This is a genomic window from Streptomyces sp. NPDC012466 (assembly GCF_042955215.1).
Taxonomy (GTDB): domain Bacteria; phylum Actinomycetota; class Actinomycetes; order Streptomycetales; family Streptomycetaceae; genus Streptomyces.
The window spans coordinates 251,137-270,078 of sequence record NZ_JBIBEQ010000008.1 but is presented as its reverse complement, the minus strand read 5'-3'; the positions used below and the strand labels follow the sequence as shown (position 1 = coordinate 270,078).

General features: G+C 70.4%; 18 protein-coding genes and 1 pseudogene. 12 read left to right on the top strand and 7 right to left on the bottom strand.

The window, feature by feature from the left end; genetic code table 11:
* Positions 1-29: 29 nt before the first annotated feature.
* The 3 genes and pseudogenes from ACFY9E_RS28830 to ACFY9E_RS28820 form a co-directional block, all read right to left on the bottom strand.
* Positions 30-668, bottom strand: a pseudogene (locus ACFY9E_RS28830) (FG-GAP repeat domain-containing protein); the annotation flags it as partial.
* Positions 669-717: 49 nt separating this feature from the next.
* Entirely contained in the window at positions 718-903 is a 186-nt protein-coding gene (locus ACFY9E_RS28825) for a hypothetical protein (RefSeq protein WP_390988816.1), read from the bottom strand.
* A gap of 20 nt (positions 904-923) precedes the next feature.
* The gene (locus tag ACFY9E_RS28820; RefSeq protein ID WP_390988814.1) at positions 924-2,837 is read right to left on the bottom strand and encodes a glycoside hydrolase family 15 protein; all 1,914 of its coding nucleotides are present in this window, start codon (positions 2,835-2,837) and stop codon (positions 924-926) included.
* A 420-nt stretch (positions 2,838-3,257) separates the two neighbouring features.
* Between ACFY9E_RS28820 and ACFY9E_RS28815 the strand changes: the two genes are divergently transcribed.
* The 12 genes from ACFY9E_RS28815 to ACFY9E_RS28760 all read left to right on the top strand — a co-directional run bounded on the left by ACFY9E_RS28815 (position 3,258) and on the right by ACFY9E_RS28760 (position 16,132).
* Positions 3,258-3,749 (top strand): hypothetical protein, encoded by a 492-nt coding sequence (locus ACFY9E_RS28815; RefSeq protein ID WP_390988812.1) that lies wholly within the window; start codon positions 3,258-3,260, stop codon positions 3,747-3,749.
* 150 nt (positions 3,750-3,899) lie between these two features.
* A complete protein-coding gene (locus ACFY9E_RS28810) occupies positions 3,900-4,751 on the top strand; it encodes a class II glutamine amidotransferase (RefSeq protein ID WP_390988810.1) in 852 nt (283 codons plus the stop codon).
* 120 nt (positions 4,752-4,871) lie between these two features.
* Positions 4,872-7,568, top strand: a complete 2,697-nt coding sequence (locus tag ACFY9E_RS28805; RefSeq protein ID WP_390988808.1) for a LuxR C-terminal-related transcriptional regulator — start codon at positions 4,872-4,874, stop codon at positions 7,566-7,568.
* A gap of 218 nt (positions 7,569-7,786) precedes the next feature.
* Positions 7,787-9,415 (top strand): MFS transporter, encoded by a 1,629-nt coding sequence (locus tag ACFY9E_RS28800; RefSeq protein ID WP_390988806.1) that lies wholly within the window; start codon positions 7,787-7,789, stop codon positions 9,413-9,415.
* Between the two features lie 20 nt (positions 9,416-9,435).
* Complete coding sequence (locus ACFY9E_RS28795) at positions 9,436-9,960, top strand: hypothetical protein (RefSeq protein ID WP_390988804.1); 525 nt, start codon at positions 9,436-9,438, stop codon at positions 9,958-9,960.
* A gap of 122 nt (positions 9,961-10,082) precedes the next feature.
* On the top strand, positions 10,083-10,280 hold the full coding sequence (locus tag ACFY9E_RS28790; RefSeq protein WP_390989177.1) for a hypothetical protein: 198 nt from the start codon (positions 10,083-10,085) through the stop codon (positions 10,278-10,280).
* Positions 10,281-10,535: 255 nt separating this feature from the next.
* A complete protein-coding gene (locus tag ACFY9E_RS28785; RefSeq protein WP_390988802.1) occupies positions 10,536-11,198 on the top strand; it encodes a DUF308 domain-containing protein in 663 nt (220 codons plus the stop codon).
* A gap of 128 nt (positions 11,199-11,326) precedes the next feature.
* Positions 11,327-12,673, top strand: a complete 1,347-nt coding sequence (locus ACFY9E_RS28780) for a hypothetical protein (protein ID WP_390988800.1) — start codon at positions 11,327-11,329, stop codon at positions 12,671-12,673.
* 47 nt (positions 12,674-12,720) lie between these two features.
* A complete protein-coding gene (locus tag ACFY9E_RS28775; RefSeq protein WP_390988798.1) occupies positions 12,721-13,593 on the top strand; it encodes a ribonuclease BN in 873 nt (290 codons plus the stop codon).
* Positions 13,594-13,728: 135 nt separating this feature from the next.
* Positions 13,729-14,196, top strand: coding sequence for a PLDc N-terminal domain-containing protein (locus tag ACFY9E_RS28770; RefSeq protein ID WP_390988797.1), 468 nt, complete (start codon positions 13,729-13,731; stop codon positions 14,194-14,196).
* Positions 14,197-14,221: 25 nt separating this feature from the next.
* The gene (locus ACFY9E_RS28765; protein WP_390988795.1) at positions 14,222-14,668 is read left to right on the top strand and encodes a hypothetical protein; all 447 of its coding nucleotides are present in this window, start codon (positions 14,222-14,224) and stop codon (positions 14,666-14,668) included.
* Between the two features lie 81 nt (positions 14,669-14,749).
* Positions 14,750-16,132 (top strand): diacylglycerol kinase family protein, encoded by a 1,383-nt coding sequence (locus tag ACFY9E_RS28760; protein WP_390988793.1) that lies wholly within the window; start codon positions 14,750-14,752, stop codon positions 16,130-16,132.
* A gap of 106 nt (positions 16,133-16,238) precedes the next feature.
* Here ACFY9E_RS28760 and ACFY9E_RS28755 read toward each other — a convergent pair whose 3' ends face one another.
* From ACFY9E_RS28755 to ACFY9E_RS28740, 4 genes are all read right to left on the bottom strand, one after another.
* A complete protein-coding gene (locus ACFY9E_RS28755; protein ID WP_390988791.1) occupies positions 16,239-16,973 on the bottom strand; it encodes a translation initiation factor IF-2 in 735 nt (244 codons plus the stop codon).
* Positions 16,974-17,234: 261 nt separating this feature from the next.
* Entirely contained in the window at positions 17,235-17,477 is a 243-nt protein-coding gene (locus tag ACFY9E_RS28750) for a DUF5302 family protein (RefSeq protein ID WP_390988789.1), read from the bottom strand.
* 168 nt (positions 17,478-17,645) lie between these two features.
* Positions 17,646-18,488, bottom strand: a complete 843-nt coding sequence (locus ACFY9E_RS28745; RefSeq protein WP_390988787.1) for a DUF3626 domain-containing protein — start codon at positions 18,486-18,488, stop codon at positions 17,646-17,648.
* 75 nt (positions 18,489-18,563) lie between these two features.
* A complete protein-coding gene (locus ACFY9E_RS28740; RefSeq protein WP_390988785.1) occupies positions 18,564-18,776 on the bottom strand; it encodes a hypothetical protein in 213 nt (70 codons plus the stop codon).
* Positions 18,777-18,942: the final 166 nt, after the last annotated feature.

Here is an 18,942-nt window from a genome sequence, read left to right as displayed (position 1 = left end):
TGGGATGCGGCCGGGGGGTTCTTCGAGGGTCATCGGATCCTGAAGCGGCGGAAGAGGTTTCGGGCCACGTACACACCGGGGCCACCGAAGCCGACGATGTCGACGCGTCCGTCGCCGGTGACATCGGCGAGGAAACGGGGATGGTGGTCGACCCGCCAGGCACCGGCGTCGTCGTCGTACCCGAAACCGCGGCACACCAGTTGGGCCTGCTCGAACCGGCCGTCACCGCGGTTGTGCGAGACCCGGACGCCCTCGTCGCCGAAGCCGACGACGTCCGGAGCGCCGTCGCCGGTGACGTCGGCGAGGAGCCGGATGTGTTTGTCGCTCGTCCACCCCTGGGCGAGCCCGAAGTCGTTCAGGACGAGCTCGGGGGGCTCGAACCGGCCGTCGCCGCACCCGCGTGCGACGACGACTCCTTCCGGACCAAAACCGACAATGTCCACTGCTGCGCCGACGGTGGTGCGAGCCAGAAGCCGGATGTGTTCGTGGGTCGTACTCCACCCCTGGTCGGCGCCGAAGTCGTCGAGGACGTACAGCGGGTCGGCCAAGGTGCCGTCGTCGTCCTGGAGTGAGACCCAGACGCCGTCGTCGTGGAAGCCCACGATGTCGAGCCTGCCGTCACCGGGGGTGTCGGCAAGGAAGCGCGGGTGCTTGTCGGCAAGCCAACCGCGACGGGGGCAGGCTCTCACCAGGACGCGACCGAAAGGCCGGCCACCCTCAAGAGGGAACGCCGGGCGCCGCATTGACGAGGCGGAAGCGATACGCGGAGCTCTTGCGCGGTGGCCGGTCGGTGGTGTTCAGATCATCGCTGGTGTCGTTGATCATCACGTTCGCGTCGGATCCGGCGAAGCGGGAGATGAACCGCGCGAGTGCGAGAGCGCCCCGCACCGTCTCGGCCCGCAATCCGTCCCGCCCCAGGTGCCTCAACCATGGTTTTCGCCCCCGCCGGCGTCCTCGCCGGGTTCGGCCAGGCCATGCGTTGCGGGGTGTCCTTGCTCGGCACGTGTCGGTGCCGTCTGCGCCTTCTGCAATTCGTCGTCCAGCGCCATGGCCGCGGTGACCAGGGCGAGGTGCGTGAACGCCTGTGGGAAGTTGCCGAGTTGCTCGCCCGACGGGCCGATCTCCTCGGCGAAGAGGCCGACATGGTTGGCGTAGGTGAGCATCTTGTCGAAGGCGTGACGGGCCTGGTGGAGGCGGCCGCTGCGGGCGAGTGCCTCGACGTAGAAGAAGCTGCACAGGTTGAACGTGCCTTCCGCGCCGCGGAGGCCGTCCGGGGAGGCCTTCGGGTCGTAGCGGTAGACGAGGCTGTCACTCACCAGCTCCTCGTCCATGGCGTCCAGGGTGCTGAGCCAGTCCGGATCGTGCGGCGAGACGAAACCGACCTTCGGCATGAGCAGGAGCGATGCGTCCAGTACGTCACTGCCGAAGTGCTGCACGAATGCCTGACGCTTGTCGTGCCAGCCGCGTTCGACGATCTGGCGGAAGACACTGTCGCGGGCGCCGGTCCAGCGGTGGATGTCGGCGGGGCGAGAGAAGTCGGTGGCGGCACGGACGCCGCGGTCGAACGCGACCCAGGTCATCAGTCGGCTGTAGGTGAAGTTCTGCCGACCGCCACGGGTCTCCCAAATCCCCTCGTCGGGCTGGTTCCAGTGGTCCGCGAGCCAGTCGAGGACTCCGCTGAGGGCGCTCCACCCTCGGATCGCGCCGATGTCGCCCCCCACGATGAGGGCGTCCGAGGCCTCACCGTAGATGTCCAGCTGGAGTTGGTCGGCCGCGGCGTTGCCCGCCCGCACCGGGCGAGATCCCCGATAGCCCTCCAGGTGGTCGAGGGTCTCTTCGGTGAGGTGGGGATCGCCGTCGACGCGGTACATGATCTGCAAGGGATCCGCCGAAGCCGTGTCCGCGGCATTGATCCGATCACGCAGCCAGCGACGGAAGGCGTGTGCCTCTTCCTGGAACCCCAGGTCGATCAGCGCCCGGACCGACAGCGACGCGTCACGAACCCAGGTGTAGCGGTAGTCCCAGTTCCGTTCGCCGCCGACCTGCTCGGGCAGCCCCATGGTGGCGGCGGCGATGGGCGCCCCGCTGGGCGCGTAGGTGAGCAGCTTGAGCGTGATCGCCGAGCGGTTCACGATGTCCTGCCAGCGGCCTCGGTACGTGCTCGAGCGAAGCCATGACAGCCAGTAGGTGCGGCACGACTCCAGCGCGTCGGCCACTCCTCGGAGGAACGGGCGAGGCGGGGCAGAAGCGCCGCCCGCTGTCGTGGTCAGCACGACCGCGGCGGCCTGCCCGGCGGACAGGGTGAAGCGGGCGGAGATGTCATTGCCGTCCGGGTGGAAGGTGACGCCGGGTGTGGCCTGCACATGCAGGTCCGTTCCCGGGCCGTGGAACGTGACGGCGTGGCCGTCGACGGGCGTGAGGGTGTGCGTGGCGCGGCCGTAGTCGAAGCGCGGCTGGCAGGAGAAGGCGAAAGGCAGATTGCCCCGGACGACCCGGACGATCCTGATCAGACAGTGTGTGTCCGTCGGGGTCGACGTTTCGACGGGGACCATGAAGTCGGCCACCTCACCGACTCCTCCGGGTGTCATGAAGCGGGTGACCAGGATGGCCGTGTCGGAGAGATAGAGCTGGCGGACGGTGAGGCCGTCGCCGTCCGGCAACTCCGCCGCCAGACGGCAGTGCCCTCCTCGTTCGCTGTCGAGCAGCGAGGCGAAGACGCTGGGCGAGTCGAAGCGGGGCGTGCACCACCAGTCGATGGTGCCGTCGGACGACACGAGGGCGGCGGTCTGAAGATCGCCGACCATGCCGTGTTCCGCGATGGGCGGGTACCGGTTCACGGCCTCTCCCTTTTTCCACCGGCGCGCGGGACGCGGCTCGGGCAGCCGCGTGTGGCGACGGGCCGGTCCAGCATTCGTCGGCGCTGGTGGCGGCCACCTCACCCACGGCGGGTGAAACCGGACAAGCCCTCCCGGGGCGCGGGTTCGGGCTCCGGACCCCATCACCTCGTCCGGCTCGGCCCTGTTGTGGACGTCCCCGGACGGGCATGGCGGCCGCCGCACGCTCACCCGCGTCGGGTGAAGCCGGCCGTTCCTTGCCGTGGGCACGCTGACGTGGACACCGAACCGTTCGGAGCGAGGGCGGAGCGAGGACTGGAGCCACGGTCGAACACGACCACGCACTCGTCCGAGGCACTCCACCGCTGACGGGCTGACGTCCCTGCGGTTCGCCCGAGCCCCACTCCGGAAACGAGGCGCGAGATGACCGCGACACACACCCAACCGGCACACCGGGCGAAGGACGAATGGGCGACCGGCCTGACCGCCTTCGCGGCTGTGATGCTCTTCCTGGTCGGCCTGCTCGACATCTTCCGGGGCATCATGGCCATCGCCGAGGACGACATCTTCGTCACGACCCGCAACTACGTTTTCGAGTACGACCTGACCGGCTGGGGCTGGATCCACCTCGCTCTGGGCGCGATCGCCGTGATCGTCAGCCTGGGACTGCTCAAGACGGCGATGTGGGCCCGCGTCGTCGGGGTGGCCATCGCCGGACTCGTCATCATCGCGAACTTCCTCTCCCTGCCGCAGTACCCGGTCTGGTCGGTCGTGATGATCGCGCTCTCGGGCTTCATCATCTGGGCGTTGTGCGTCGTGCCGCGCGACAACCTCCTCGAGCCGTCCGAAGACGGTTCATGGCGGGAACGCGACGATGCGTACCGTCCTACGATCTCTCCCCGCCCTCCTCGCTGAGGAGGCGCCCGGCACTTCCGCGGGAGCGAGTCGGCGGAAGGCGTCGGGCGCGAACCGCCCCGGCGATGAGCGACTGCCCGTCGCCCGTCCGGGAGGCCCTTGCCGTGCGCGTGCAGATGCAGTCGAGAACACCACAGCGGAGGGATACAGATGTGCCGCTGGATCGCCTACTCGGGTACACCCATCCTCCTGAGCCGGGTTCTGTTCGATCCGGCACACTCTCTGATCGACCAGAGTCTGCACTCACGCATGGGGGTGGAGACGACCAACGGTGACGGCTTCGGAATCGGCTGGTACGCCCAGGACGCGGTCGCCGACCCGGGTGTCGTCCGGGACGTGGACCCGGCGTGGAACAACCGCAACCTCCAGGAAGTCGCTCACCACGTTCGCTCGGGGCTCTTCTTCGCCCACATCAGGGCGGCGACCGGAACAGCCGTGCAGCAGTCCAACTGCCACCCCTTCCGGCACGGGCGCTGGTTGTGGATGCACAACGGGATGATCAACGACTTCCGACTCGTACGACGTGATCTGGCGATGGCTGTCGATCCCCTGCTGTACCCCGACATCGAGGGTTCCACCGACTCCGAGCTCATGTTCTACCTGGCACTGACATTGGGCCTGGAGGAGGACCCGCCAGGTGCTGTGGCACGCATGGTGGGCATGATCGAGAGCACCGGCCACGCGCACGGTGTCCAGCACCCCCTCCAGATGACCGTGGCGGTGGCCGACGGCAAGCGCGTGTGGGCCTTCCGCCACTCCAGCGAAGGCCGGTCGCGGTCCCTGTACTACAGCACCAAGGTGGAAACCCTGCGCGCGCTGCACCCGGACGCCGAGTTCCTGCGGGATGTCTCCGACGAGACCCGCCTCGTCGTGTCCGAGCCGCTGGGTGACCTCCCCGGTGCCTGGAACGAAGTACCGGAGAGCAGCTATGGCGTCATCGAGGCCGGTCATGATGCGCTCCACGAGTTTCGGCCCGACACTCAAGGGGGTTCCCGGAGCTGACCCGGACGTAAGTGCAGGTCAGCGGGTCGATGGCCCGGTCTGCTGTGCGCTCGGGCAGGAAGGCTGGGATGCTGAGGAAGGAAGCGCTGCCCATGACGTGGCCCTGACCCGACAGGGGTGATGAGCACCGTGGCGGACATCCATGCGAGTGCTCAAGGATCCGCGGTTCCCATTGTTCCGGCACTGTCGCCCACCGATCCCCTGGGCGATCCGTTCCTGCGCACCCGGTTCGCCCTCCCCGCGAGGCCCCGGACGTACCTGCGGCGACAGCGCCTCGTCGACCACCTCGACCAGGCGCTCAGGACTCCGCTGACTCTGCTCAACGGCCCGGCCGGAGCCGGTAAAACCCTGCTGGCCGCCGACTGGGCCTCCGGGTTGGGCCGGCCGGTCGCCTGGGTCACCTTCGACGGCGGCGACCATCGCCCCGGGGTGTTCTGGGCCTACGTCCTGCAGGCTCTGCGCGCCTGCGGCGCACCGGCGTCCGACGCGGCCGGGACCCCTGCCGGCGCCTCCAGGGTGAGCCACAAACTCCTGTCCACACTTGCCGCGGAGCTGAACGTCCGCGACCGGCCCCTGCTCCTCGTGCTCGACGAGTACGACCGTGTGACCGATACGAAGGTCGCGGAGCAGTTGGAGTTCGTCCTGCACCACGCCGGAGCGGGCCTGCGTCTCGTCCTGGTCACCCGCACCGAACCGCTGCTCCCGTTGCACCGCCACCGCGCGGTCGGCGACCTGACGGAGATCCGTTCCGCGGAACTGGCCTTCACTCCCGAAGAGGCCGCCACGCTGCTCGAACTGCACGGCGTGGACGTTCCGATCCAGGCAGCGCGGAACCTGGTGGACCGCACCCGGGGCTGGGCGGCCGGTCTGAGCCTGTCCGCCCTGGCCGCCAGGGAGAGCCCCGACCCCGAGCGCTATCTGAAGGAGTTCGAAGCGGACCGCAGCACGGTCGCGGACTTCCTGCTGGCCGAGGTCCTCAAGGGGCAGACGCCGCAGGCACAGGACCTCTTGCTGCGCGTCAGCGTCCTGGAGCGCTTCTGTCCCGATCTGGCCAATGCGCTGACCCGCCGTATCGATGCCGAACCCATTCTCACCGGACTGCACCGCCAGAACGCGTTCGTCGAACGTCTCGAGCACGCGTGGTACCAGCTCCACCCGTTGTTCGCGGAGATACTGCGGGCGCACCTGCGCGTTCGCCTGCCCGGCCTGGAGCCGGAGCTCCACAGACGGGCCGCGCAGTGGCTGCGTCGTCACGGCCACCTGCAGGAGACACTCGCCCACAGTGCCGCCGCGGACGACTGGGATCTCGCGGCCGGTGCCCTCGTGGACGACCTGGCGATCGGACGGTTCTTCACCGGTCCGAGCTCGCACGACCTGGCGCGGTTGTTCTCCCACATGGGACCCGAGGTCAAGAGCCCGGCCACGGACCTCGTGCGCGCCGCCCACGACCTGTCCCACCACGACCTCGAGCATGGCCTGGTCCGTCTGCACCACGCCCAAGAGCAGCTTGCCGGTGACTCCCGCGACCTGGCGGCCGCCCGGCTGAGCTGTGCACTGCTGGAGGCGTTGGCCGCCCGGCTGACCGGATGCCCCCCGCGGGTGGAGAAGGCCGCCGAGTCGGCCGCTGAACTACGGCAGGAGGTTCCGGCCCACCTCTTGGACAAGCATCCCGAACTCACGGCCCTGCTACTGACCCATGTCGGCTCGACGCTCCTGTGGGCGGGGCGTTTCGAGGACGCTCGTGCCGTCCTGACCACCGTGGCCGGGGGTCCCGGCGGAGCATCAACCGAGGCGCCCCGGGAGGAGGCGATGGGGCACCTGGCCCTGCTCGACTATCTCAACGGCTGGCCCGGCAGGGCTGAGCGCAAGGCGCTGGCCGCACTGCCCGAGGCCGATCGGCCCGGTTCGCACCCGTCTCCCGGATCCGGGATCGGACGGCTCGTGCTGGCCGCCGTGGCCGTCGACCGCAACGAACTGGGCCGGGCTCAAGCCCTCATCGACGAAACGGCCGCTCTCCCCCTGAGCACACGTGATCCGGTGATGGCGGCGGGGCGAGCCCTCGTCGGAGCGCGCCTCCTCATGGCCAGGGGGAAGATGCGCGCCGCTGTCGAGGCGGCCGACCCGGCCGTCCCCGCCGCCGTGGCCTCCCCGTGGGCGACGAGCCAGAAGGCGCTCGTCTCCTCGGCCGCCCACCTGGCCGAGGGGCGGCCGGACAGAGCCGCCGAGGTGCTCCGGGCGGTCTCCGTCGACCAGCCCGTGTGCGCTGTGGAGGCCGCGTCGATCCAGCTCGCCGCACGACGTCCCGCGGCAGCCCTGGACCTGCTGGACAGCCTCCGCACCGAGGAACGGACCGGCCCGGCGGTGACAGTCGGGGCAGCGCTGGTGAGGGCCCGCGCCGCCGACGCGGCCGGAGACACAGCCACCGCCCGCAAGCTCCTGGCACGGGCGCTCCTCGACGCCCGGCGGGAGCGGCTGCGGCGTCCGTTCCTGGATGCCGGGGCATGGATCCGGCCTCTCATGGCCACAGGTCCGCTGCACGATCTGGCGGCAGGCTGGCTGACACCCGCTCAGTCGCTCCGCGGCGAGCCGACCGGACCACAGCCGCCGCCCGCGCCGCTCGTCGCGGTGGAGTTGAGCGCACGCGAGCAGGACGTCCTGGAGCGTCTGGCCCGGATGATGTCGACGGAGGAGATCGCCGCCGAGCTCTGCCTGTCGGTGAACACGGTGAAGACCCACCTCAAGAGCATCTACCGAAAGCTGGCGGTGAACCGGCGGGGCGAAGCGGTGCGCCGCGCACGCGGCCTTCGGATGCTGTGAGGTCGCGGCGGTGCGAGAGGCCGGCGACGTACGCCCTCTCCGCCGTCGGCAGACCCCGCCGGCCGGCACGGCCCGCTCTCCCGCCCGGGGGCCGGGTGCCTCCCCCGTCCTGGGTGAGGCACACAGCGCGCCTCTCGGGTGCGATGGGTACAACCGGCGAGCCGGCGCATGCCCGGCACCGCGCCGACATGCCGGGCCGATGGGGCGAGGTGGACACTGTGAAACGCTGGCGCGCTTTGATGGTCCTCGGTACGGCCCAGTTCCTCATGGTCCTGGACACCTCGGTCATGAACGTGTCCATCAGTCAGCTGGTCGAGGACTTCGACACCGAGGTCACTGCCATCCAGGCCGTCATCACGCTGTATGCGCTGGTCATGGCCGCTTTCATGCTCATTGGCGGCAGACTCGGTGACATCGTGGGGCGCCGCCGCATGTTCCTTCTCGGGATGGTCGTCTACGGCGCCGGGTCGGCCCTCACCGCTCTGGCACCCACTCTGTGGGTTCTCACCCTGGGCTGGTCCGTCATCGAAGGGCTCGGCGCGGCCATGGTGCTCCCGGCCATGGCCGCTCTCGTCTCGGAGTCCTACCGTGAACGCGACCGGGCCGTCGCCTACGCGGTCATCGGCGGGCTCGCCGGTGCCGGGATCGCGGTCGGCCCGCTGCTGGGCGGCTGGGTGACGACCTACCTGACCTGGCGGCTGGTCTTCGCCGGCGAAGTCGTGGTCGTCGTGGCGGTGCTGCTGTGCCGCCGGGTGATCGCGACGCCCGCCAGGAGCGGGCCGCGTCCCCGGCTGGACGGGGTCGGTGCGGTCCTCTCCGCGACCGGACTCGGCCTGGGCGTGCTCGGCGTGCTGCAAAGCAGCACCTGGGGTTGGGTACAGCCCCGCAACCCGCCCTTCACCGTCTTCGGCTTCGCTCCGACTCTGTTCGTCGTCGGCGCCGGGGCGGCCGTCCTGTCGGCCTTCCGGTGGTGGGAGCGGCGGCGCGACCACGCGGGCGCCGATCCACTCGTGCACCTGTCCCTCCTCGGCAGACCGGTGCTGCGCTCGGGTCTGTTGACGCTGCTGGGCCAGAACCTCATCCTGCTGGGGCTGTTCTTCACCATTCCGCTGTACTTGCAGGTGGTCCAGGGGTTCGACGCCTTCGAGACAGGCCTGCGCCTGCTGCCGGTGTCCGCGACCATGCTGGTGACCTCTCTGTGCGCGTCCTCGCTGGGGCGGGTGGTGGGGCCGCGCCGGGTGATCCGGCTGGCCCTGGCGACGCTGGTGGCGGCCACCGTATGGCTGCTGGCCACCATCGATCCGGCCATCGACGACGCGCAGTTCGCCGGAGCCATGGCCCTGCTGGGCGTGGGGGTCGGCCTGCTCGCCTCACAGCTGGGCAACGTCGTGCAGTCCAGCGTCGGCGAGACGGAACGCAGTGAGGCGGGAGGGCTTCAGTTCACGGCCCAGAACCTGGGCTCCGCCCTGGGTACCGCGCTCATCGGATCTCTCCTCATCGGCGCGTTGGCCCACGCCTTCACCACACGCGTGGAAGACAACCCACGGCTGTCCGAAGAGACTCGCGAGCAGGTCGGTGTGGCCCTCCAGGCCGGTGTCACCTTCGTCCCGACCGACCAGGTGCGCTCGGCTGCCCGGAACGCCGGACTGCCGCCGTCCGAGGTCGACGCCGTCGCGGACTCCTACGCCTCCGCCCAGTTGCAGGGACTCAAGGCGGCGATCCTTGCCACCGGCGGCGTCGCTCTGGCCAGTTTCCTGGTCACACGGCATCTGCCGGTCGGCCGGCAGAAGCGGCCGCAGGAGCGGGGGGCGGATGCTCCCGCCGCACCTACCGAATCGACCCGCTGAGTCCACAGGGAGCCACGCTCATGCCCAGGACCACACCCGTCCCGGCCACCCGCGGCAAGCGCCGGGCCGAGCGCCGGGCCCGCGCGGACTACACGGGCGGTGTCTACGGTTCCATGCTGGCGGCCTCCGTGGTGATCGGTGCCGGCTCCCTGGGTTCGTTCCCCCGGGCCGAGCTGGTTCTGCTGCTGCTCCTCACCGGAGTGGTGTTCTGGATCGCGCACGTGCACGCCCAGCTGTTCGGGGCACGCCTGGCACAGCAGACTCCCAACCGGCATCTCGTGCTGCACGTGTGCCGCGACGAGTGGCCCATCGTCAAAGCCGCCGTCCCACCGGCCACCGCGGTCGCCGTCAGCCCGCTGCTGGGGCTGGACGTCCGTGGGGGCCTCTGGCTGGCTCTGTGCGTCGCCGTGGTCGGCCAGATCGGCTGGTCGGTGGCTGCGGCCCGCCGCGCCGGCGCATCACCACGGCTCATGGCCGTCACCGCGTCGGTCAACCTGCTGCTCGGCCTGCTCATCATCGCCTTCAAGATCGTGCTGAAGCACTGATCCCGGCGTCCGTCACCGGCCGGGTCACCTGCTTCGGGTGAGGTTCGAACCGGGTACGGAGGCGGAAGATGGCGGAAAGGGCGCCGTCCGCCTGTCCCGGGCAGCCGTGGGAGGACAAGCTCGTGCGCTACGAGATCCGCGTCGAGGGGCATCTCTCGGAGACGCTGGCCAAAGCGTTTCCGGAGCTGGGCCATGTGGTGATGGCCGGTCAGACGGTCCTGTACGGCCCCGTCGTGGACGAAGCACACCTGTACGGGCTGCTGGCGCGCTGCCAGTCACTGGGGCTGCGTGTCGTGGAGATGCGGCCGGTGCCGGAATGACGCGAACGGCGCGCCGTGCCTCCAGGTCTCCGCCGGCTGCGGCTCATTGCCCTGAACGGCTGTCCCGGGCCTTCGGACACCCCGGCCGACGGTTCACCCACGGTGGGTGAGCCCGGCACTCGGTGACGGACGGCACGCTGAAGTGGTCATTTCCCTCGCTCAGCCCCCGTCGCACCCCTCCGGGGCTCGCCGCACATCGTCGGCCCGGCCCCTCGACGGCCCGGAAACGAGAACTCGATCACGCGAGGAGGAGCCATGACCACGTCGCGTGGTCCGACATCGCTCCCCGGGCAGGAACACCGCTCCGACGGGGCGGTTCTTCCTCCCACGGGCGGCACCGCCTACGGCCTCGCGCGCCTCGGTCGCTCCTGGACCTGGCTCATGGGCTCGGCCGTTGCGACCTTCGTGCCGGGCATCCTGATACTGGTCTGGCCCGAGGTGACCCTGCACGTCCTGGCGGTCCTCATCGGGCTGTACCTGCTGGTGCACGGGGCGTTCCGGTTCGTGACCGTCTTCGGCCGGGAGGAACACGGCGAACGGCTTCCCGGGTTGCTGTTGGCCGTGGTGTCCGTCCTGGCCGGGGTGCTGTGCCTGCGGAACCCGTTGCAGACGATCGCCGCGCTCTCGCTGGTCACCGGGGTCGTCTGGCTGGTGTCCGGGATCCTCACCCTCTACACGGTCATCGTCACCGAGGACCTGCCGCACCGCGGTGTCGTCCTGGGCGCCGCGGTGCTCGGCATCGTCGCGGGCATCGTGGTGCTCGTCCTGCCGTCGGAGTCGGCTCGTGCGCTGGCCCGGCTGCTCGGCCTGTGGCTCGTCCTGTTCGGTTTGGCGGAGACGGCGGTCGCCCTCGCGTGGCGGGCCGCGCTCCGAACGACGCACCCGGTGGAACCGCGCGCTCCCGCCCGGACGGCCTGACACATCGCACCAGCGCTCCGGTGGACGCCACGAACGCACCCCGGGCCCCCACCCGCGAGGCCCACGCGTCAGCCGGCCCAGCGGCGCTCCTCACCACCCGAGCGACGTACACACGGAAAGGCGCACCCATGAACCCGGCCGCAACACCGGGCCCACCGCACGGCGGCGAAGCCTCGAATCCGGACCACGTCATGACGGCCGACGAGAAGGCGGAGTACGAGCGGCTGCGCCGGCACGCGGCGGTACGTCATCGGCGGGCACGGCGGGCCGGCTCCTCGGTGCTCCTCCTCCTAGCCCTGGTGCTCGCCCCCCTGGCTGTCGTGGCCGCCTGGGTCCAGGACACGGTCTCCGACACCGACAGGTACGTGGAGACCGTCGCGCCGCTGGCCTCCGAGCCGGCCGTGCAGGAGGTCGTGATCAACCGGCTCACGGACCGCGTGGTGGCCGACGTCGACGTCCAAGCGGTGACGGACGCACTCGTGCAGACCCTTCAGGACGCGGGGGCACCGCCCCGGGTCCTCGACGGAGCCGCTTCCCTCGAAGGTCCGCTGCGCAACGCGGTCACGACCGTCGTGGACCGCACCCTCACCCGCGTGATCACCGGTGATGTCTTCCAGCAGGTGTGGGAGGGTGCCAACCGGCGCTCACACGCCGCGGTGGTGAACATGCTCACCGGTGACCGCGAGGGTGCCTTGAGCGCCGGGGACGGCACCGTCCAGCTGGACGTGGGAGAGGTCGTCGACCAAGCGCGGGAGCGGCTCGTCGACGCGGGCTTCGAGAAGGCCGCCGCCATCCCCGACACCGACCGAACGATCACTCTGTTCGAGACGGAGCAACTGGGCAAGGCGCAGGACGCGATGCGGCTGCTGGACATCCTCGGCACCTGGCTGCCCGTCCTCACCGTCGTCCTGGCCGCGCTCGCCGTGTGGACCGCTCCGGCACACCGGGTCATGCTGATGATCACCGCGACCGGCGTCGGTGTGATGATGGTGGTGCTGCTCGTCGCACTGGCGGTGGTCCGGCGCGCCTACCTGAACTCGGTCCCGCCGGCGACACTGCCCACCGACGCGGCCGCGGCCATCTACGACACCTTCGTCCGCTTCCTGCGCGACAGCACGCTCACCCTGCTGGTCGTGGCGGTGATCACCGGGCTGGTCGCGTACCTCTACGGTCCGGGACGCCTGGCCCGCGGTGTCCGAACGGCGGCGGACCGGAGTACGACGGCCACCGGCAGGGCGCTCGAGCGTTCGGGCGTGCGCAGCGGTGCCACGGGGCGCTGGCTCGCCGGCCACCGAAAGTGGATCACCGGAGTGGTGATGGCGGCCGGAGTCCTGGCTCTGCTGCTCTGGAACCACCCCACCGTCGCAGGGGTGGCGCTCGTCCTGGGCATCGCCCTGGCCGTGCTGATCATCCTGGCGATCCTCGCCTCCGCCGCAGGACCGGCCGACCGGGCAGCGGACCGGCCGAGCACATGAGCACGAGTGCGTACACCCGCCGGTCCTCCACCTCCTGTACGTGAGTCATGACCGGGAAATCCGGCCACGGTGGCAAGGTCCACGGCCAGACGGCGGCGCGGGTCGCCGCGAGCCTGCGGTCGGGAGCCATGGCCCGGCTGCTGGCCCGCATGGCGACGCTCAACATCGTGGAGGGCTCCGTACGACTGGCCGCGCAGGCGTTCCTCACCGCGCTTCCGCTGCTCATGACCGTCGCTGCGTTCGCCCCCGGCTGGATGCAGGATCTGCTGGCCGACTCGCTGCGGGCGGTTCTGGGAATTCGCGGCGACACGCTCGAGGAGTTGCGCCGGGTCTTCTCCGCCACGGGCACGACACGGAACACGGCCGGAGCGGTGAGCGCGGTGGTGACACTCGTGTCGGCCACCGCGTTCAGCCGCGCGCTTCAGGCGGTGTGCCTGCGCTGCTGGCGTCTTCCGCGCATACCGCTTCGGGCCGCGGCCTGGCGCTGGCTCCTCTGGTTGCTGGTCTGGCTCGCCTACCTCCTGCTCCAGGCACCGCTGCGCAACGGTTTCGGCTTGGGCGGGGTGACGGGAACGGTGCTGTCCGTGCTCTCGGCGACGCTGCTGTGGTGGTGGTCCCAGCATCTGCTGCTGGGCGGCCGGATCGGCTGGCGGAACCTGCTTCCCGGAGCAGTCCTGGCAGGCGCCGGTACGGTCATGCTGAGTCTGGCCGCGCGCCTGCTGGTACCCACGGCCATGGAGCGCAGCCTGGAGGAGTTCGGCCCGCTCGGCCCCGTCTTCACCTTCCTCTCCTGGCTCATCGCCGTCTTCCTCGTGGCCGTCTCAGGCCTGGCCCTCGGCGAGTACATCGCCTCCACCACCTGGTACCGGGCGGCCGCCCCACCCCGCGTCACCCGGGGGGGCCGGGCCGTGAACCGATAGCCGCGGCGCGTCAAACGAGACCACCGGGCCGGCGCACTCTCACCCGCGCCGGGTGAGGCGGGCCGCGCCTTGCCGCGCCCACTCTGAAGCCAGCACCCGTGGCGGCCCGGCGAGCGCCGGAGACGGAGGAGAGACATGAGCGAGCAGACGTACCTGGCGTACGACTACCCCCTGCTGAGTGTCTTCTGGAGCATGCTGCTGTTCTTCCTGTGGATCATGTGGTTCGTTCTGCTCTTCCGTGTGGTGGTCGACATCTTCCGCGACGACGACCTGAACGGCTGGGCGAAGGCCGGCTGGCTGGCGTTCACCGTCCTGCTGCCGTTCCTCGGCGTCTTCGTCTACGTCATCGCCCGCGGCAAGAACATGGGCCGCCGGGAGATAGCGCAGGCCCGGGCACAGCAGGATGCCTTCGACGCCCGCGTCAGGCAGGCAGCGGGCGGTGGGGACCGGCCCAGCAGCGTCGACGAACTCGCCAAGCTGTCGGAGATCCGCGACCACGGCGGCATCACGGACGATGAGTTCCGCAGGGCGAAGGAACTCGTCCTGGCCGGCCACGCACCAGCGGAGCACAAGGGCTTCACCACCCACACCCCCGGCCGTTGACGTTCTCATCAGGAAGGGAGGCGAGATGACCGCGACGGACACCCGGGCTCCCCACTCGGCGAAGCAGGAATGGGCCACCGGCCTCACCGCGTTCGCAGCCGTGATGCTGTTCCTGGTCGGCCTGCTCGACATCTTCCGGGGCATCATGGCCATCGCCGAGGACGACATCTTCGTCACGACCCGCAACTACGTGTTCGAGTACGACCTGACCGGCTGGGGCTGGATCCACCTCGCTCTGGGCGTGATCGCCGTGATCGTCACCATCGGGTTGTTCCGGATGACGATGTGGGGGCGAGTCGCCGGCGTGGCCATCGCCGGCCTCGTCATCATCGCCAACTTCCTCTCCCTGCCGCAGTACCCGGTCTGGTCGGTCGTGATGATCGCACTGTCGGGCTGCATCATCTGGGCGCTGTGCGTAGTGCGGGCCGCCAACCTGTACGACCTCTCCGAGGAAGCCACGCCCCGCGAGTGAGACGGTCCCGGCACCGGGCCGACGGCCCGTCGGCCGAGCCCGGCCCGTGGTCCGGGATCCCGAGGAGAAGGGCAGACCCAGGTGCGACGAAACGGCCGGCACGGAACGGCACCTGCGGAGGCAGGGGTCGCCACCGTACGCGAGGGGAGTCCGTGGCGGGCACGTCTCGCCGTGCTCGCCCTGCTGGGGAGCATCCTGGTGCCACTCGTCACCGCCGGTCTGCGCAGCGTGTTGTGGGTGCCGGCCGGTGTCGCCGCACTGGCGCTCGCAGCCATAGGGGTGTGGTGGATCCTGGCGCACACGGGCGTGCTGCGTGCCTTCGGGCTGGTGCTGGCCTTGGCCGCGCCGCTGACCGTCCTCGCGCTGTACGCGGCGGCCGGCATGCTCTGGGCCGTCTGCCTCTCCCTGGCCCTGTGGGTGCTGGCCCTCGCGATGGCCCGTGCTGCCCGGCCCGCCGGGCACAGCGCCTCCGAACAGGCGGCGATGGCACCGAGGCATCCCTGGGTCCTCATGAACCCGCGCTCCGGCGGCGGCAAGGTGGGCCGTTTCGATCTCGTGGACAAGGCCCGGGCCGCCGGCTGCCGCGTGACGCTGCTCGACGGGGATCAGGACGTCACCGAGCTGGCCCGACGGGCCGTGTCGGAGGGAGCCGACCTGCTGGCCGTGGCGGGTGGCGACGGCACCCAGGCGTTGGTGGCCGAGGTAGCGGCGGAGCACGATCTGCCTTTTCTGGTGATTCCGGCCGGTACCCGCAACCATTTCGCCCTCGATCTCGGGCTCGACCGCGACGATCCGGCCGCGGCCCTGGACGCCCTGACCCAAGGCGTGGAACTGCGCATCGACCTCGGGTACGCCGCGGACCGGGTCTTCGTCAACAACGCCTCCTTCGGGGCGTACGCGTTCGTCGTCACCGATCCCGCCTACCGTGACGCCAAAGCCCGCACGACCCTGCGGACACTCCCCGGTCTCCTCACCGGCCTGGACGCCCCCAGGTTGCGGGCGCGGGCCGACCGGACGTGCATCGACGGACTTCAGGCACTGCTCGTCAGCAACAACCCCTACGGACGGGCCGTCGACGCTGCTCACCCCGGGCGCAGGGAACGGCTCGACTCAGGACTCCTCGGTGTGGTGTGCGTGCGAGTGGGCAACACCGCTCAGGCGGCACGCATCGTACGCGGACCGCGCTCCGGGGGGCTGATCCGGTTGAGCGCGGCGGCAGTCGGCGTCGAGGCCGACACAGACACCCTTCCGGTCGGCATCGACGGCGAACACGTGGTTCTGCCCTCCCCCGTGGTGTGTCGCAGCGCGCCCGGCGCTCTCCGAGTGCGCGTACCCCGCCGTCGCGCCCGCACATCGCGGGTGGCCGGCGGGGCGGCAGACTGGCCGGGCGTGGTGCGCATGGCACTGGGCCCCGGGCACGCGAAGAGTCCTCAAGCGCGGTCGCTCGAGGGCAGCGAGGGTTGAGCGGGGCCGGAAGGAACGGATCCGGGACAGGGCTTGCCGTGTGCCCCCCGTCTCGAAGTCGACGGCCGCTTGCCGGCACCGGCCGGCCGGAAGCGCGAGCACCCGTTCAGTGCGGTGGGGGTGCCGGGTCCAGGGCGTTGGCGACGGTACAGCCGCCCTCTCCGGGCATCCGCTGGATCCGGGGCGGCACCCACACCTCGGTGGCGCCGGGGGCCACGCGGGCGAGAAGGCAGTCCTGTGCGTCGAAGCCGTTGCCCTTCACCGACAGGAGAACGCCGACGCGGCCGCCGTCCGCCTTCACCTCGGAACGGATAGCGGGATGCAGGTCCAGGGCGGCAAGCCCACGGCGCACCTCGGCCTCGTTCGCCCGGCCGCCGTCCGGAACCCGGGGAAGTGTCGCGCGGAGCTCCTCGTACGGCAGCCGGGGCGGCTCGGGTGGCGGAGCGAAGGTCAGCGCAGGGCCGGCCGGGCAGCCCACGTCACGGGGCTCCTCGCCCCACTCCGACCCGGGCGATACGCGCACCGCGAAACAGCGCCGCACGACGATCTCCTCAGGGTCGAGCCATCCGTTGTACGCCGAGCCGGATGTGCGGAGGACCACGCCGATGCCGTCCCCGTCGTGTGTCGAGGTGCCCGTGACCCGCAGCACCTCCACCCCGTCGATTCCGGAAGCGGAGCGCCCGACTTCCTCCGCCGTGCGCGGACGCTGGCCGTAGAGCCGCTCAGCCGCCTTCCCGGCCACCTCCCGTGCGGCGTCCGTCGCCTCACTCTCGGAGGACTGCACCGCCCCGCAGCCGGCGGTGAGCAGCAACAGCGGTGCGAGCAGCAGCAGTCGGCGCATGCCTCCACCCTTCCGGTGCGGCTCACGGCGGGATACCGCTCGCGTACTCAGACCGGTGTGGGTGATCGTACTCAGCCGGTGCGGTGGTCAGACGAGGGCGTGAGGTCACGGCGGCGCTGGTACACCTCGGCAAGGAGCACGGCTGCGCCGGCTGCGGGCCGGAACGGCCCCTTCCTCGTCAACCGGGCAGGACCCGGCCCACCTCATCGGGAAAGCTGCCAGGCCGTGTCCTGCCGAGTCTCATCTAGCGGCCGTGCTTACTCAGCCTCCGCTCTTGCGCCGGAACGACCGCTGATTCGCGGCCGGGCCGTGCGCGCCGCGGATCTTCGACGCGTGGGTGTTGGCGGCGAGGTCGGCGGCGTCCGCCTGCATACCGCGCTTGCGTGCCAGAGCCTCCCGAAACTTGCGCTTCAGGTCGGACTGACCGTCATCGTCGGGCGAGAGGTCGGTGTTCTCGGCGTCAGCCGACTCCGAACCTTCTTGTGATGCGGACTCTGCGGCCATGGTGACCTCCTGGGCTAGGACGCTGGAAAGCACAGCTTGTCATGCCGGGCACCGCATGAGCGCCGCCGCCCGCGACGCCGACCGCCGTCGCCCATGGCTGTCCAGGCGCGTGCTGTGTCACGTTGTCGGGCGTCGGGGTGTTCGACGGTGCGCCGGCGCGTGGTGAAGTCAGCCGCTCGGCCTCCCGAACCGGGCCAGACAGTGCCAGACCTTCTTGAGGTCCTGGAGGGCGTATCGACCTGTGCGGGCGGCATCTCCGACGACCCGCGGAGTGAGCCGGCCACCGACAGCGATCTCGGCTCCCAGATCCACATACGCCTGACCGCGGTAGTGCCGATGCCGCCGCAGTTCGTCCACGCCGAGCCGAAAACCGGGATGCCACTCGACGGGGCACGGCAGGCGTTCTGCCGCGGATTCGACCGGTGTACCGCGATAACTGGGGTCCAGCACCAGCGCTTCCACGTCCCGGTCGAATCCGACAGGCCCATGGATCTGTGCCTCGATGTGGTTGTCCAGGAGATCCGTGTCCGCCACCTCGGCAAGTTCGAGAAGTGAGCACCGACCGGCGATGCCGAACGCGGATGGCTCGGCGGAGCTGTCCGGGTAACAGAAGGTAGCGCGGGTGAGAGCTTCAGGCGTGAGCCGGAAGTAGGAGGAGCCGAATCGCGGAGCACCGCCCATCGGATCACGACGGTAGTTCAGCGCACCGTAGACAGGACGCTGGTCGGGTGCGGCGTCGTCATACGCGCCGGCGAAGATGCGGCTCTCCCAGCGCCATCGGTCTCCGCCCGGATAGGCGGTCAGTCCGCCGTTGCTCGTTCCTGTGACGAACTGAGACCGGTAGACGCCGTCGCGAGCCATCTGGGCCAGGATCGGACGGTTCCCCGCGGCTCGGTCAGGATGAAAGTGCATCGTCACCCGCAGGTCCGGAGGGAGGGGCTTCCCCCTGGACGACGCCGCGACATGTCGCAGAGCCCTCTCGTGAACCGAGACGGCGGTATCGGCAGCCATGCGTGGAGTCTGCACACGTCGCGGGTATCGGCGCACCTGTAAATGGCCGCCCCCCCCGCCCTCAAAGGATCACGGTCAGAACAGCCGCCCCTGGCAGCCCCGTTGAGCGGGACGCGGAGCGGGCCGGCCTGTCCCCGCCGGGGCCGGTTCGTCGCCGAAGAGGGGAGCCGTACCGCACTCGTCCAGCTCGGCCGGGATCCGTCCGTCCACCTCCGGGCGCGGCGGCGCGTCACGGTCGAACTCGTCCGGAGTCATGCACACCCAGTCGCGGCCACCCTGCTCACTCACTCGTCGTCACCGCCCCTCCCCCGGGCCCACCCCCGGAACGCTTCCCGGGATCAAGTGCTGCCCACCCATGATCAGTTCCACCATCGGGGCATTTCTGAACACCCGGACCCGGGTGGCACACGAGCTACAGCCGTCACGGTCCGCCCTGGCGCGCGGCCCGACTTTG

Bases quoted from the DNA above. Each gene is read 5' to 3' on its own strand.
- ACFY9E_RS28775 (WP_390988798.1), top strand. From the start codon at position 12,721: ATGACCGGGAAATCCGGCCACGGTGGCAAGGTCCACGGCCAGACGGCG.
- ACFY9E_RS28805 (WP_390988808.1), top strand. From the start codon at position 4,872: ATGAGCACCGTGGCGGACATCCATGCGAGTGCTCAAGGATCCGCGGTT.
- ACFY9E_RS28745 (WP_390988787.1), bottom strand. From the start codon at position 18,488: ATGGCTGCCGATACCGCCGTCTCGGTTCACGAGAGGGCTCTGCGACAT.
- ACFY9E_RS28780 (WP_390988800.1), top strand. From the start codon at position 11,327: ATGAACCCGGCCGCAACACCGGGCCCACCGCACGGCGGCGAAGCCTCG.
- ACFY9E_RS28815 (WP_390988812.1), top strand. From the start codon at position 3,258: ATGACCGCGACACACACCCAACCGGCACACCGGGCGAAGGACGAATGG.
- ACFY9E_RS28765 (WP_390988795.1), top strand. From the start codon at position 14,222: ATGACCGCGACGGACACCCGGGCTCCCCACTCGGCGAAGCAGGAATGG.
- ACFY9E_RS28770 (WP_390988797.1), top strand. From the start codon at position 13,729: ATGAGCGAGCAGACGTACCTGGCGTACGACTACCCCCTGCTGAGTGTC.
- ACFY9E_RS28785 (WP_390988802.1), top strand. From the start codon at position 10,536: ATGACCACGTCGCGTGGTCCGACATCGCTCCCCGGGCAGGAACACCGC.
- ACFY9E_RS28810 (WP_390988810.1), top strand. From the start codon at position 3,900: ATGTGCCGCTGGATCGCCTACTCGGGTACACCCATCCTCCTGAGCCGG.
- ACFY9E_RS28750 (WP_390988789.1), bottom strand. From the start codon at position 17,477: ATGGCCGCAGAGTCCGCATCACAAGAAGGTTCGGAGTCGGCTGACGCC.
- ACFY9E_RS28755 (WP_390988791.1), bottom strand. From the start codon at position 16,973: ATGCGCCGACTGCTGCTGCTCGCACCGCTGTTGCTGCTCACCGCCGGC.
- ACFY9E_RS28795 (WP_390988804.1), top strand. From the start codon at position 9,436: ATGCCCAGGACCACACCCGTCCCGGCCACCCGCGGCAAGCGCCGGGCC.